The following is a 14,576-nucleotide window of genomic DNA, read 5'->3' on the forward strand; positions in this document are numbered from 1 at the left end:
ACCCAGATCAATACGATACGCTACACGGTATGTCTGCCATCCGAAATACGCTAAACCATCTCCTTCAACCGGTACCAGAGCATCCCCAGTGCCAGCATCGGGGAACGGAAATATTTGCCACCGGGAAAGGTCATATGACGGATACCAGCAAACACATCAAACCGTTCTGCCTGGCCGGTCATGGCTTCTGCCATTACTCTGCCAGCCATATGAGTGGCATTGACCCCATGGCCGGAATAGGCCTGGGCGTAATAAATATTCTTCTCGAGTCGTCCAATCTGGGGCATGCGGTTGGCTCCGATACCAATCATTCCTCCCCAGTGATAGTCGATACGGGCTGAAGCCAGCTGAGGAAACACCTTAAGCATTTTCGGCCGCAGGGCCTTCACAATATCCTTCGGGTCCCGTCCGGAATAATTGCACATTCCCCCAAACAGCAATCGCCGGTCCGCCGACAACCGGAAGTAATCCAGGGCAACACTGACGTCACAGATCGCCATATCCTCAGGAATCAGCCCTTTCCACACAGGATCCTCCAGGGGTTCTGTGGCGATAATATAGCTTCCGGCGGGAAGCACCTTACCACCGATTTTCGGCTCAAGTTCTCCCATATAGGCGTTTCCAGCCAGCACCAGAAAATCACTGGTGACCGAGCCTTTTCCGGTCTCTACCCTGGGGCGTTCACCCTTGTGTATTTTGGTCACCGGGGAGTATTCATAAAACTGTACTCCCATTTTCTCCGCCACGCTGGCTTCCCCAAGACAGAGATTCAGGGGGTGGAGATGGCCACTGCCCCTATCCACCATTCCTCCAATATACCGCTCACTGCCCACAAACTTATGAACATCACTTTTATCCAAAAGACGAAGTTCATGGGCATAGTGACGCTTCTGCAGCCCCTCATACTCCTCTTCAATGCCTTCCATGTGCTTTGACGTTATGGCCGCATCCATATACCCCATTTTCAAATCACACTGGATGTCATATTTATTAACCCGGTTACGAACCAGCTCCACCGCATCAAAGCCCATTTGATAAATGGCTTCTACTCCCTGGTCGCCAATCTGGTTGCGGAACTGCTCCACCTCTTCACCAATTCCGCGAATCAATTGCCCGCCGTTTCGCCCGGAGGCTCCCCAGCCAATCTTTCGAGCTTCAAGTACGGCAACACTATAGCCTCTTTCCGCCATCTCCAGTGCCGTAGCCACACCGGTAAAGCCACCACCTACCACACAGACGTCGACGGTTATATTTTCCTCCAGGACCGGATATTGAGTCTGACGATTAGCAGAGGCTGCGTAGTATGAGGACGCATGCTGTTCAGTATGCACCGGAGCTTTCAGTTTCATAGATGACGGCCTGTTATTATTCTTTATCAGAGCAAAGCGAGCCGCTGCTGACGTGCAACGCAGCCCGCTCATTGCATGGATTGGTCAGTCCAGCGCGATCCAGGTGGTTTTAAGCTCGGTATATTTGTCAAAAGCGTGCAGTGACTTGTCCCTGCCATTCCCGGACTGCTTGAACCCACCAAAAGGAACGGTCATATCACCGCCGTGGTAATTATTTACAAACACCGAACCGGCCCTGAGTCGCCTGGACACCCGGTGGGCCCGGCTCAGGTTTTCCGTCCAAACGGCTGCCGCCAGGCCATAATCCGTATCATTGGCGATCCGGACCGCTTCTTCTTCGTCAGTAAACGTAATCACTGACACCACGGGACCGAAAATTTCCTCCCGGGCAATCCGCATCTCATTGGACACCTGATCAAATACCGTTGGCTGAATATAGAAGCCACCGGTCTCTTCCATGACCTGTTCTCCCCCCATCACCAGTTTGGCCCCGTCCTCTTTTCCTGACTGAATGTACTTGAGGACATTGCGGGTCTGAATATCATCCACCATGGCCCCTGAAGTGGTTTCCGGATCCAGGGGGTGCCCCGGCTGCCAGGTGTCCATATGCTTTTTCAACAGCGCCACAAATTCATCTTTGATGGAGGCTTCCACCAGCAGTCGTGAGCCTGCAGTACACACCTCTCCCTGGTTATAACCAATGGCAAGGGCAGCAGTGGCAGCGGCTTTTTCCAGATCCGGCGCATCGGCAAAAATGATGTTTGGACTCTTTCCGCCGGCTTCCAGCCAGACTCGTTTCATATTGGATTCACCGGCATAAACCATCAGTTGCCGTGCCACACGGGTAGAGCCTGTGAATGCCAGACAGTCAACGTCTTTATGCAAGGCCAGTGCTTTTCCGGCGGTGTGGCCAAAACCCGGCAAAACCTGCAAGACACCTTTGGGCAATCCCGCCTGCTCCGCCAGTTCAGCGACACGAATCGCCGTTAACGGGGATTTTTCAGAGGGTTTGAGAATCACACAGTTACCGGTTGCCAGGGCCGGCCCCAGCTTCCAGCTGGCCATATTCAGGGGAAAGTTCCAGGGAACAATGGCTGAGACAACACCTGCCGGCTCTCGGGTCACCAGTGCCAGGCTGTTTTCGCCGGATGGAGCTACTTCGTCGTATACTTTATCGATGGCTTCCGCACACCAGCGGATACAATTGGCACTGCCGGGAATATCATCCCCCAGGGCATCACTGATGGGCTTACCCATATCCAGGGATTCCAGCAGGGCTAACTCTTCCAGAGACTCATCAATTTTGTCGGCAAACGCCTGGAGGATCCGTTTGCGGCCAGCGGGAGCCATCCGTGACCATACGCCAGACTCAAAGACACCCCGGGCCACTTCGACCGCTCGCTGGACATCTGGCTCATCGCAACTGGCCACCGCCGCCAGTTTTCGGCCATCTATGGGGGAAATACAGTCAAAGGTTTCACCGGAGCTGGCATCAACATACTCACCGTTGATCCACGCCTTGCCTCTGATATTCAGCTTGTCTGCCTTGGCCTGCCACTCAGCCCGGGTACGAACAGTCATCACAGCTCCTGATTATTGTTTTTGTCATGGATTACATCACAGCTTTAGGCATCTGTTTGATCATTTGCACATTAACTAAATGCAATGCTTGATTCAACACAGAATGTTTGAAATATTGTACACACTGTTTTAAATCCTGCCCGTCAGGACAGCGGCTGTAACCATAACAAGAAAAAATCAGCCACCCGTTTTATAGCTGAATAATCAATACCTAACCAGGAAATACAGGCCAGGGCTTCCGGCAACCGTATTTCAATAATAAAAAAAGGAATGGATATGTCTGAGCTGACCCTGAGTAAAACAGCCGCCACCCCCATGGCCGGTTTTCATCCCCACAGCGATCCCGCCCCAGTCTCCCTTGACGCTTTCTGGATGCCCTTTACCGCCAACCGTCAGTTCAAGCAGCAACCCCGCATGCTGGTCAGTGCTGAGGGCATGTATTACCAGGACGACAAAGGTCGTCCGGTTCTGGATGGCTGCGCCGGTCTCTGGTGCGTCAATGCCGGCCATGGGCGCCAGGCTATTTCAGAAGCTGTTTCTCGACAGGTTGTCAGACTGGATTACGCCCCTCCCTTTCAGATGGGTCATCCCCTGGCCTTTGAGTTTGCCGAGCGCCTGGCCAGTATTGCTCCTGGCAGCCTCAAGCATGTGTTTTTCACCAACTCCGGCTCTGAATCGGTAGAAACCGCCCTGAAAATTGCCCTGGGCTACCACCGCCTGAACGGTGAAGCCACCCGCCAACGGCTGGTAGGCCGGGAGCGCGGTTATCATGGTGTCAATTTCGGTGGCATTTCCGTAGGCGGGATTGGCAATAACCGGAAGATGTTTGGCAACGCCCTGTCTGGAGTCGACCATCTGCCCCATACCCTGAACATTGACCTTAACGCCTTTACCAAAGGCCTTCCGGAACATGGTGTCGAACTCGCCGATGCCCTGGAGCAGATCATTGCCCTCCACGACGCCAGTAATATCGCTGCGGTCATCGTTGAGCCTATGTCCGGCTCCGGTGGTGTCATCATGCCTCCCAGGGGTTACCTGAAGCGGCTGCGCGAGATCACCCGCAAACACGGCATCCTGCTGATTTTTGATGAAGTCATCACTGGCTTCGGTCGGGTAGGTGAAGCATTCGCCTCCACCCGGTGGGACGTTGAGCCGGATATCATGACCACAGCCAAAGGCCTGACCAATGGCGTGATTCCCATGGGGGCCGTGTTCGTGAGCGATGAAATTCACAATGCCTACATGACCGGCCCGGAGAACATGATCGAATTGTTCCATGGTTACACATACTCCGGCCATCCAGTTGCCTGCGCCGCGGGTCTGGCCACTCTGGATATCTATGAGCAAGAAGGGCTGTTCCAGCGAACCATTGAGATGGAGGGCCGGTTTGCCGACGCTCTGCTAAGCCTGAAAGAGCTGCCCAATGTGATCGATATTCGCAACACTGGTCTGGTCGCAGCCATTGAACTTGCACCAAAAAAAGGCGCGCCGGGGGAGCGTGGCTTCAAAACCTTCAAGCACAGTTACGACAATGGCGTACTGGTACGCTGCACCGGAGACATACTGGCTATGTCGCCTCCGCTGATTATTGAACAGAAGCATATCGATCAGCTGGTCGCCACACTGAAAGAAGGCATACTGTTTGCTAGTCGATAAGTTCAGGAAAAACAGGCTTGCAATATATTTGACAGAGGTGTTACAAAATCTGCACGGCAGATATGCCAGCCCTCTGTCGTAAGTTCTCTGCCACCAGCCCGGTGGAAATGGAAGCAGCGATGAACAGAAAGAGCCGTTTATCCAGCCCATGGAGATCCTACAAAAATCAGAGATGGCAGCATTTTCATAGTCAATCTTTCATAGTAAATAACAATAAAAGGTGTACTATGCGAACTCACTCCCGGCCCCTGGTCGGTGTTGTAGCCGATACAACGGTGCAGGGTCTGCACCGGGTGCATCAGGCCGGTGAAAAATACATCACATCCGTCGTGGAAGCAGCCGGAGCCATTCCTGTGCTGATTCCTTCCCTGCCAACGCCCCTGGACAGTCGGCAGCTGTTTTCACAGCTGGATGGGTTGCTGGTAACCGGAGGCTACTCCAATATTCAACCCTTCCGTTACCAGGGGAAACCGGCAGGGCCTGATGCCCATGAAGACCCCCAGAGAGACTCGTCCACACTCCAGTTCATACCCGACGCAATTGAGCTCGGCCTGCCCCTGCTGGGTATCTGCCGGGGGCTTCAGGAAATGAACGTTGCTTTTGGTGGCACCCTGCACCAGCAACTTCACGAAGTCGGTCAATATATTGAACACCGGGAGGATAAATCAGCCCCTCTGGATGTTCAGTACGGTGACGCCCACTCCATCACCATTGAGCCCGGAGGGCTTCTGGAACAGATAGCAGGCTCCGGTGAACGAATGGTTAACTCCGTGCATATGCAGGGCATTGACCGGCTTGGGGCCAACCTGCAGATTGAGGCCCGGGCCCCGGATGGCCTGATTGAAGCCATCTCCGTCAGCAACGGCAGGGCTTTTGCCCTGGCCGTTCAATGGCACCCTGAATACAAGGCCACCCACAACCCGTTCTCGATGACAATGTATCGGGCTTTCTCTGAAGCCTGTCAGCTGAGGCAACAAAAACGACAGCCGTTTTAGAATAAAGAGCAGACCTTCTTATGACAAACAGCATGAAAAAAGTCACCAGCTGGTTAAAAGATAACAAGATCACCGAAGTAGAAGCCGTCATTGCCGACTTTACCGGGATTGCCCGGGGCAAGATCATGCCCAGCAGTAAGTTCATCGCGGAAAAAGGCATCCGGTTGCCCGAAAGCATCCTGATCCAGGGAGTGACCGGGGATTACGTGGCTGATGAGATATTCGATGACCTGGTCAGCCCTGCGGAAATCGACATGATTCTGAAGCCCGATGAAAACGCCATCCATATGGTGCCCTGGGCACTAGAGCCCACGGCTCTAGTGATTCATGACTGTTACGACAAGCGGGGAGATCTGGTCAGCACCGCCCCCAGGACAGTTCTGAAAAAAGTACTGAAACTTTATGAAGACAAAGGCTGGACTCCCGTAGTCGCACCGGAGCTGGAGTTTTACCTGACCAAGCGCACCGCCAATCCGGATCACCCCCTTCAGCCCCCTATTGGCCGCTCTGGCCGCCCCGAGTCCGGCAGGCAGTCCTACAGTATTGATGCCGCCAATGAGTACGACCCCCTGTTTGAGGATGTGTATGACTGGTGTGAAGCCCAGGGACTGGACGTGGATACCTTGATCCATGAAGAAGGGGCTGCCCAGATGGAAATCAATTTCCGCCATGGAGATGCGCTTTCCCTGGCGGACCAGGTGTTCGTGTTCAAGAGAACGGTGCGGGAAGCCGCCCTGAAACACGACATCGGGGCAACCTTTATGGCAAAACCCATCAGCAATGAACCCGGCAGTTCCATGCACCTGCACCAGAGTTTTCTGGATAAAAATGGACAGAATCTTTTCAGCAACCCGGACGGTACCGCAAGCAAGAAGCTCTACCACTATATTGGCGGCCTGCAACGCTATGTGTCAGAAGCCATGGCATTGTTTGCGCCCAATGTAAACTCATATCGTCGTTTTCTTTCCAATACGTCCGCTCCGGTCAACCTGGCATGGGGACTGGACAACCGAACCGTCAGTCTCCGTGTGCCTGACTCCAACGCCAGCGGCAGAAGGGTTGAAAACCGTCTGGCCGGTGCCGATGCCAACCCCTACCTGGCTTTTGCCGGCTCTCTGCTGTGCGGATACCTGGGTATGGTCAACAACATTGAGCCCAGCCAGCCGGTCACCGGCAATGCCGCTGAAGAGGGCAGTGATCGACGCCTGCCCCTGAACCTGGAAGAGGCCCTTGAGCTGATGGAAGGCAGCGAAGTACTGAAAGAGACCCTGGGGCCGTTATTTGTGAAATCCTATGTGGAAGTCAAACGGGCTGAGTACCAGAACTTCAAGGGCGTGATCAGCTCCTGGGAAAGAGAGTATCTGCAGATGACGGTTTGAAAGCTCATCACTACCCATAACGAAAAAAACAAAAAAAAGATTCAGGAGTAACCACAATGAGCCAGGCATTCACTCAAAAATCCGCTGAAAAACCGGAAGCCGCAGAAGGTCCGGTTGCAGAGTATAAAACCACGACCCTTGAACGGCAGCAGCGCAATCATCGCCACCATATCCACCCCTTTGCGGACAATGAGGCCCTGGCCAGAGAAGGGGCCCGGATTATAGAAAAGGCAAAAGGCGTCTACCTGTACGACAGTGAAGGCAACAAGATTCTTGATGGCATGGCAGGGCTCTGGTGTGTCAATGTGGGTTATGGCCGCCAGGAACTGGTGGATGCTGCCAGCCGCCAGATGCAGGAACTGCCTTACTACAACACTTTTTTCAAAACCACCCACTCTCCAGCCATTGACCTGGCTGAAAAACTGGCCGAAGTCACTCCGGACCATATGAACCATGTTTTCTTTACCGGTTCCGGTTCTGAGTGTAACGACACTGTGTTGCGCATGAGCCGCCACTACTGGGCCGCCAAAGGGCAACCGGAAAAACAGGTCATCATCAGCCGGGAAAACGCCTACCACGGTTCCACCGTAGCCGGTGCCAGCCTGGGTGGCATGAAGCCCATGCATAAGCAGGGGGGGCTCCCCATTCCAGGCATCGTCCATATCCAGCAGCCCTATTGGTATGGGGAGGGCGGAGACCTTTCACCGGAAGCGTTTGGCCTAAAAGCGGCCCGGGCCCTTGAAGAACAGATACTGGAGCTTGGGGAAGATAAAGTGGCCGCTTTTATTGCCGAGCCTATCCAGGGTGCAGGTGGGGTGATTGTCCCCCCCGACAGCTACTGGCCGGAAATCAACCGCATTCTGAAAAAATACGACATTCTTCTTGTGGTAGATGAAGTGATCTGCGGCTTTGGTCGAACCGGAGAGTGGTTCGGCAGTGACTATTACCAGCTGAAACCGGACCTGATGCCCATGGCTAAGGGACTTTCTTCAGGCTATCTGCCCATTGGTGGCGTCATGGTCAGCGACCGGGTAGCAGACGTGGTTAAAACCAATGGCGACTTTAACCATGGGTTCACTTATTCCGGCCACCCCTCCGCCGCGGCAGTGGCCCTGGAAAACATCCGGATTCTGCAGAGGGAAGGCATTGTCGAGAAAGCCAGAACCGAAACCGGCCCTTACCTGCAGCAACGGTGGGCAGAGCTGTCGGCTCACCCACTGGTGGGTGAAACCCGCGGAGTCGGCATGGTGGCCGCACTGGAAATCACCAATGATAAAAAAGCAAGAACCCGCTTTGATAACGAGGGTACTGCAGGTACCCTTTGCCGTGACTTCTGCTTCAGTAATGGTCTGGTGATGAGGGCTGTAGCCGACACCATGATCATTTCTCCTCCGTTGGTGATCAGTCAATCTGAAATTGATGAACTGATTGACAAAGCCTGGAGGTGCCTGGATTTGACCATGAAAGCACTTAACGCCCGTTAAGGAAAACGTTCGCCCCTGCCTATCCGAAAAGAGACAGGGCGAAAAGAGCAACCATAAAAACAACGAAAAGGATGAACCATGATCAGAACACTGGGAAAATCCCTGCTTACTGCAGCGATCACCTGCACACTGACGGCCTCCCCCCTGGCATTGGCCAACGCCGACAGCAAAGAACGGACCCTGAATGTTTACAACTGGTCCGATTATATCGCCGAAGACACCATCGCCAACTTTGAAAAAGAGACCGGCATCCAGGTCCGCTACGATGTGTTTGACAGCAATGAAGTGCTAGAAGCCAAGCTGCTCTCCGGGAAGACCGGTTATGATATTGTGGTGCCCTCCGCTTCTTTCATGGCCCGACAGATTCAGGCCGGGGTTTTTGCGCCCCTGGACAAAAAAAAGCTGGAAGGCTGGAAGCATCTTGATGGAGGCCTGATGAACCGTCTGGAAACCTACGACAATGGCAACCAGCATGCTTTTCCCTATCTCTGGGGCACTACAGGTATTGGCTACAACCCCGATCTGGTTGAAAAGTTCCTCGGCAAAAATGCCCCTACAGACAGCTGGGACCTGGTCTTTAAAGAAGAAAATATCAGCAAATTGAGTCAGTGTGGTGTTGCGTTCCTGGACGCACCAACCGAAATCGTGCCCGCAGCTCTGAAATACCTGGGACTGGACCCTAACTCCAAAAACAAGGGAGATTATGCCAAGGCAGAAAAACTGCTCCTGAAAGTACGCCCAAGCATTACTTACTTTCACTCTTCCAAGTTCATCAGTGACTTGGCCAATGGTGATATCTGTGTGGCCGTTGGCTGGTCCGGCGATATTCTCCAGGCCAGTGACCGGGCTGATGAGGCCGATAATGGCGTAGCGGTTGAGTATGTCATTCCAAAAGAGGGTGCCGGGATGTGGTTTGATATGCTGGCCATTCCCAAAGATGCTGAAAATGTAGACGAAGCTTATGCCTTCCTGAACTACCTGCTGAAGCCTGAAGTGATCGCTGAAGTCAGTAACTATGTGGCTTATGCCAGCGGCAATAAAACGTCTGTAGCAATGGTGGATGAAGAGGTTCGGGAAAACCCTGGCATTTACCCAACCAGAGAGGCAGAGAAAAACCTCTATGTGTTTGAAGTGCTCCCCCCAAAAATTGACCGCCTGGTAAACCGTACCTTTACCCGGGTAAAAACCGGAAAATAACTCCCCTGAAAAACGGTAGAACCGACGACAGTGCCAGTGCTTCCCAAAAGGAGGCACTGGCCGGTATAAAAAAAACAACAAGGTGTACCCAATGTCAGAACCCGTCAGCCCCTCATCCCCCGGACCGGACTCCCCACAGGACGGTACTGCCCGTCCCTCCGGGCGGGTCCGTAAGGAAACCATGCTGCAAATCAAGGATGTCACCAAACAGTTTGATGGCATTGTGGCGGTGGACGATGTCTCTCTTGAGCTTCCCAGGGGCGAAATTTTTGCCCTGCTGGGAGCTTCAGGGTCCGGCAAGTCCACGTTATTGAGAATACTGGCCGGTTTTGAGAAACCCACCTCCGGGCGCATTATTCTGGGCGGTCAGGATATTACTGACCTGCCCCCCTATGAGCGCCCCATCAATATGATGTTTCAGTCCTATGCTCTCTTTCCCCATATGACCGTGGAGCAGAACATCGCCTTTGGCCTGAAACAGGACAACCTGTCAAAGCCGGACATTGCCGACCGGGTGGCAGAAATGCTGAATCTGGTGCATATGAGCCAGTATGCCCGGCGCAAACCTCATCAGTTATCGGGAGGCCAGCGTCAGCGAGTGGCCCTGGCCAGAAGCCTGGCAAAACGCCCCCAGCTTCTGCTGCTGGACGAACCCATGGGGGCCCTGGATAAAAAGCTGCGTACACGCATGCAGCTGGAAGTGGTGGAAATCATTGAGCAGGTGGGCGTCACCTGCCTTATGGTCACCCACGACCAGGAAGAGGCCATGACCATGGCTGACCGGATCGGCATTATGGATGCCGGATGGATTGTCCAGACCGGAACGCCCACGGATATCTATGAAACCCCCAACTGCCGGATGACCGCCGAGTTCATTGGCAGTGTCAACATGTTTGAAGGCCAGATCACCCAGGATGAGGCCGATCACGTCGTCATTGAATCACACCTGCTCAACGCCCCGGTCAGAATTGGCCACGGTATCTCCTCAGCGCTGGAAAACCCTGATGTCTGGGTAGCCATCCGGCCGGAAAAAACCCGCATTTCCCGGGAAAAGCCCGATTCAGCCAATAACTGGTCCGCGGGCACCATCGACGATATCGCCTATCTGGGCACCCATTCCGTGTACTACATCAAGCTGGAGTCCGGAAAAATCGTGCAGGCCAATATGGCCAATACCGAACGCCATGGTGAAAGACCCACCTGGAATGACCCGGTCTACGTCAGCTGGGAAGAGTCCAGCCCAGTGGTGCTCAACAGCTGAGGAGGTAACCCGGATGAATGTCCTGTTGTCAATGGCCCGGCGAATGCCGACGAGCCTGGGAAGACGCTTCCTGATTGGAACCCCCTATCTCTGGCTGCTGCTGTTTTTCCTGGTGCCCTTTGCCATGGTGCTGAAAATCAGCCTATCGGAAATGGTCATCGCCATTCCCCCCTATACCAGCATCGTTGAGTTCACCGATGAAACTCTGAACATTGCCCTGAACCTGGGGAATTACCTGTTTCTTGCTGAAGACGATATGTACATCAAGGCCTATCTTGGCTCGGTTAACATCGCCTTTAATGCCACCCTGCTCTGTCTTTTGCTGGGCTACCCCATGGCCTATGCCATGGCCAGGGCGCCCCGGCATATGCAGACGACCCTGCTGCTGTTGATCCTGTTGCCTTCCTGGACCTCTTTCCTGATCCGGGTTTATGCCTGGATGGGGCTGCTGAAAAACAATGGCCTGATCAACAATCTGCTGATGGCATTGGGCGTTATTGATGACCCGATCATCATGCTCAATACCAACTTTGCCGTTTACATCGGGATTGTGTATGCCTACCTGCCCTTTATGGTGCTGCCTCTCTACGCGAACCTGGTGAAACACGACCAATCCCTTCTGGAGGCTTCTGCCGACCTGGGCGCCCGGCCCTGGAAAACGTTTCTGACGGTGACCCTGCCCCTGTCCAGGTCCGGAGTCATTGCCGGCTCCATGCTGGTCTTTATTCCCGCTGTGGGTGAGTTTGTTATTCCAGAGCTGCTGGGAGGCCCGGACTCCCTGATGATCGGCCGGGTGCTCTGGCAGGAATTCTTCAATAACCGGGACTGGCCCGTTGCTTCAGCCCTGGCCATGGTGATGCTGCTGCTGTTGATTATCCCCATGGCTCTGTTCCACCACTACCAATCCAAAGAGCTGGAGAATGCCGATGAGCACTGAGAAAAAAACCAGCCTGACCTTCTCCAACTGGATTCTGATTCTGGGCCTGGTCTTCCTTTACCTGCCCATGTTGATTCTGGTGATTTACTCCTTTAACGAATCCAGGCTGGTGACCGTCTGGGCGGGGTTTTCCACCAAATGGTACAGCGAACTCTGGCAGGACGACCAGATGCTGGGGGCCATCTGGATGAGCCTGCGCATTGCCTTCTGGAGTTCCTGCATGGCGGTGGTGCTTGGCACCATGGCGGCCTTTGTGATCGCCCGCTATCGAAGCTTCCGGGGAAAAACCGCGTTTTCCAGTATGATTACCGCCCCATTGGTCATGCCCGATGTGATTACCGGTCTTTCCCTGCTGCTGCTGTTTGTGGCCATGGCCAACAGCATCGGCTGGCCTGCAGACCGGGGCATGCTGACCATCTGGATCGCCCATGTCACCTTCTGTACCGCCTATGCGACGGTGGTCATTTCCTCAAGGCTCAGGGAAGTGGACCGCTCCATTGAGGAGGCGGCAATGGATCTGGGGGCTCCTCCGGTAAAAACATTTTTCCTGATCACCCTGCCCGGCATTGCTCCGGCCATGGCAGCGGGCTGGCTGTTATCGTTTACCCTGTCTCTTGATGATCTGGTGATCGCCAGCTTTGTCTCCGGCCCCGGGGCCACCACTCTGCCCATGGTGGTCTTTTCCTCAGTGCGACTGGGAGTCAGCCCCAAGGTGAACGCCCTGGCCACCCTGATCATCCTGGCCGTATCCCTGGCGGCCTTTGTCACCTGGTGGGTTCTGCGACGACAGGAAGCCCGCCGCCTGCAGATGATGCAGATGGATATGGCATCGGATCTGGAAAGTACTGAAAACACAGTACCTGCAGATCGAACACAGGTGCCTCTGCACAACCGTCGGGTGACATCTGCCATCAGGGTTGGTAAAAAGGAACCAGCCTCAGCCTGACGGATTGGCTGATTGTTTCAGGCTGAGACTTGACTCCCGTAATGCATACGAAGGAGTCAAACGAAGAACAATAAAAGACCATGAGCCAGCCTCCTGTGAAGCTGGCCATCATGACTCTCCAGAGGTACCAGCCCGTATGGATGACGATGTGACGGGTTGCTGGAGAGGGATACCAAGGAGGATTTGTTTTGGATGTTGGCACACGATTAAAAGCCGTTCGTACCATGCACAACCTGTCCCAGAGGGAGCTTGCCAAACGGGCCGGTGTGACAAACAGCACCATCTCCATGATTGAGAAAAACAGCGTCAGCCCTTCGGTCAGCTCACTGAAGAAAGTGCTCGGCGGCATTCCCATGTCCCTGGTGACCTTTTTCTCCCTGGAAATGGATGAGCAGGGTTATGAGCCGGTGGTCTATCGATCCGGAGACATCATGCCCATGGTGCTTGACCAGATCCGCATCCAGGTGATCGGCCAGCACAAAACCAACCGGGCCATGTCGTTTATGGACGAATTTTACCCTGCTGGCTCCGATACCGGTGAAGAAATGCTCTGCCATGAAGGCGAGGAAGCAGGCATCGTTATCGAAGGCTCTGTGGAATTAACCGTTGGCAATGATGTGTATATTCTTTCCACAGGGGACAGCTACTATTTCGACAGTAACCGCCCCCACCGTTTTCGTAATCCCAATGAAGACGAAGACTGCCGCCTGATCAGCTGTACAACGCCCAGTAATTTCTGAGGGCTTTTTGATAATGTCTTAAGAGCGGTTACTTTACAGATAAATGGTTGTCTACCAATGTAAAAGACAACCATTCATTAAGGAAGGAATGAGTCCTGTATATGTTTTACAAATGCTTCCTTGACTTTACTCCCCTGGCAGGTAATCCCCCCTTTTTTTAGCAACAGTTAAAAGTAGAGGGTTAAGCCACCAACAGATTAGGCTTTCTACAATTGCTCTACATATCTGCCATAGGGTGAAGCCTTGCTTTCGCTGTTCAGGCCTCATGGTAAAGGCTCCTGTGCTTAACTAGACCCTACCGTTGCAATCCGGTAATATTGAGGCAGGTAGAAACTACTGCTGACGGTATGTATAAGGATCATACTCAAGAGTAATTTCAGTTAAGCATTCAACATTATCTTCAATAATACTATCGTATTGAGCCCTCATACTTGAAATTGTACTCGGTTCCTTTAGTCGTACTATGAAAACGTTCGTTAATGCTACACGCCCATCAGGCCCCATATATACCCCCCCTATCACCTTAGTTTTCATCGTCATGATGATCTGGTCAGACTCATCGTCGGTGAGGTGTTCATTTGAAGAACTGAAAGACACCCGCTCACCTAGAGCACCCGACTCAACTCTGCCTTTGTATGTTACCAGCCCATGATTTTTAGCAGTTGAACTCCGGAAGTTAACGACAACATACATAACTGAGGCATAACCATCAAGGCTCCCCACCCAGATCTTTTGTGTAGAAGGACTATAACCGTCATACATATTATAAGAATCAGATACAAGCATCAAATCAATATCAGGAAATCTTTCTGAGAACATCTTAGAATTCCAACCTGCAAAATCAATCCACAGCACATCATTAAAAAATCCAGGACCAAGCAATGGCCATTTTTTAACGACTAGGGAAGGTGCGATTAAGTCCCTAGCCATGAGATAATACTCCCATCGCTTCCAGCTTGAGTTTCTGTCCATGAGCCAGCTTAGTTTCGCAGACAGTGAGTTTGTCCATAAACGCAGAACCACCCGCAAAGAGCGCTTTCTGGCAAAAATG

12 protein-coding genes are annotated in these 14,576 nt (G+C 53.1%); 9 read left to right on the plus strand and 3 right to left on the minus strand.

Translation table 11 applies throughout. The features are described from left to right. Positions 1–50 precede the first annotated feature (50 nt). The gene (locus ACNRUY_RS18860) at positions 51–1,349 is read right to left on the minus strand and encodes an NAD(P)/FAD-dependent oxidoreductase (RefSeq protein ID WP_488113205.1); all 1,299 of its coding nucleotides are present in this window, start codon (positions 1,347–1,349) and stop codon (positions 51–53) included. A gap of 84 nt (positions 1,350–1,433) precedes the next feature. Further along, entirely contained in the window at positions 1,434–2,930 is a 1,497-nt protein-coding gene (locus tag ACNRUY_RS18865) for an aldehyde dehydrogenase (protein WP_488113206.1), read from the minus strand. A gap of 276 nt (positions 2,931–3,206) precedes the next feature. Here ACNRUY_RS18865 and aptA point away from each other — a divergent pair, with 276 nt between their 5' ends. The 9 genes from aptA (at position 3,207) to ACNRUY_RS18910 (ending at position 13,525) form a co-directional block, all read left to right on the plus strand. After that, positions 3,207–4,586 (plus strand): omega-aminotransferase AptA, encoded by a 1,380-nt coding sequence (gene aptA / locus ACNRUY_RS18870; protein ID WP_488113207.1) that lies wholly within the window; start codon positions 3,207–3,209, stop codon positions 4,584–4,586. Positions 4,587–4,813: 227 nt separating this feature from the next. Then, positions 4,814–5,581, plus strand: a complete 768-nt coding sequence (locus tag ACNRUY_RS18875; RefSeq protein ID WP_488113208.1) for a gamma-glutamyl-gamma-aminobutyrate hydrolase family protein — start codon at positions 4,814–4,816, stop codon at positions 5,579–5,581. Positions 5,582–5,601: 20 nt separating this feature from the next. Beyond that, positions 5,602–6,960, plus strand: coding sequence for a glutamine synthetase family protein (locus ACNRUY_RS18880; RefSeq protein WP_488113209.1), 1,359 nt, complete (start codon positions 5,602–5,604; stop codon positions 6,958–6,960). A 56-nt stretch (positions 6,961–7,016) separates the two neighbouring features. Further along, positions 7,017–8,444: an aspartate aminotransferase family protein gene (locus ACNRUY_RS18885; protein ID WP_488113210.1), complete on the plus strand. Its 1,428-nt coding sequence runs from the start codon at positions 7,017–7,019 to the stop codon at positions 8,442–8,444. A gap of 78 nt (positions 8,445–8,522) precedes the next feature. Continuing rightward, positions 8,523–9,641 carry an extracellular solute-binding protein gene (locus tag ACNRUY_RS18890; RefSeq protein WP_488113211.1) on the plus strand — a complete coding sequence of 373 codons (1,119 nt, stop codon included), beginning with the start codon at positions 8,523–8,525 and terminating at the stop codon, positions 9,639–9,641. A 91-nt stretch (positions 9,642–9,732) separates the two neighbouring features. Beyond that, entirely contained in the window at positions 9,733–10,902 is a 1,170-nt protein-coding gene (gene potA, locus ACNRUY_RS18895) for a polyamine ABC transporter ATP-binding protein (RefSeq protein ID WP_488113212.1), read from the plus strand. Between the two features lie 13 nt (positions 10,903–10,915). Beyond that, complete coding sequence (locus tag ACNRUY_RS18900) at positions 10,916–11,839, plus strand: ABC transporter permease subunit (RefSeq protein ID WP_488113213.1); 924 nt, start codon at positions 10,916–10,918, stop codon at positions 11,837–11,839. Continuing rightward, the gene (locus tag ACNRUY_RS18905; RefSeq protein ID WP_488113214.1) at positions 11,829–12,785 is read left to right on the plus strand and encodes an ABC transporter permease subunit; all 957 of its coding nucleotides are present in this window, start codon (positions 11,829–11,831) and stop codon (positions 12,783–12,785) included. Before ACNRUY_RS18900 ends, ACNRUY_RS18905 begins: the two co-directional genes overlap by 11 nt. A 188-nt stretch (positions 12,786–12,973) precedes the next feature. Then, positions 12,974–13,525: a cupin domain-containing protein gene (locus ACNRUY_RS18910; RefSeq protein ID WP_488113215.1), complete on the plus strand. Its 552-nt coding sequence runs from the start codon at positions 12,974–12,976 to the stop codon at positions 13,523–13,525. A 333-nt stretch (positions 13,526–13,858) separates the two neighbouring features. Here the strand turns inward: ACNRUY_RS18910 and ACNRUY_RS18915 are convergent, their stop codons facing one another. After that, positions 13,859–14,455 (minus strand): hypothetical protein, encoded by a 597-nt coding sequence (locus ACNRUY_RS18915; protein ID WP_488113216.1) that lies wholly within the window; start codon positions 14,453–14,455, stop codon positions 13,859–13,861. Positions 14,456–14,576 lie beyond the last annotated feature (121 nt).

The sequence above is a fragment of the Endozoicomonas sp. Z74 genome (assembly GCF_057680865.1).

Bases quoted from the DNA above. Each gene is read 5' to 3' on its own strand.
- ACNRUY_RS18860 (WP_488113205.1), bottom strand. From the start codon at position 1,349: ATGAAACTGAAAGCTCCGGTGCATACTGAACAGCATGCGTCCTCATAC.
- ACNRUY_RS18865 (WP_488113206.1), bottom strand. From the start codon at position 2,930: ATGACTGTTCGTACCCGGGCTGAGTGGCAGGCCAAGGCAGACAAGCTG.
- aptA (WP_488113207.1), top strand. From the start codon at position 3,207: ATGTCTGAGCTGACCCTGAGTAAAACAGCCGCCACCCCCATGGCCGGT.
- ACNRUY_RS18875 (WP_488113208.1), top strand. From the start codon at position 4,814: ATGCGAACTCACTCCCGGCCCCTGGTCGGTGTTGTAGCCGATACAACG.
- ACNRUY_RS18880 (WP_488113209.1), top strand. From the start codon at position 5,602: ATGACAAACAGCATGAAAAAAGTCACCAGCTGGTTAAAAGATAACAAG.
- ACNRUY_RS18885 (WP_488113210.1), top strand. From the start codon at position 7,017: ATGAGCCAGGCATTCACTCAAAAATCCGCTGAAAAACCGGAAGCCGCA.
- ACNRUY_RS18890 (WP_488113211.1), top strand. From the start codon at position 8,523: ATGATCAGAACACTGGGAAAATCCCTGCTTACTGCAGCGATCACCTGC.
- potA (WP_488113212.1), top strand. From the start codon at position 9,733: ATGTCAGAACCCGTCAGCCCCTCATCCCCCGGACCGGACTCCCCACAG.
- ACNRUY_RS18900 (WP_488113213.1), top strand. From the start codon at position 10,916: ATGAATGTCCTGTTGTCAATGGCCCGGCGAATGCCGACGAGCCTGGGA.
- ACNRUY_RS18905 (WP_488113214.1), top strand. From the start codon at position 11,829: ATGAGCACTGAGAAAAAAACCAGCCTGACCTTCTCCAACTGGATTCTG.
- ACNRUY_RS18915 (WP_488113216.1), bottom strand. From the start codon at position 14,455: ATGGCTAGGGACTTAATCGCACCTTCCCTAGTCGTTAAAAAATGGCCA.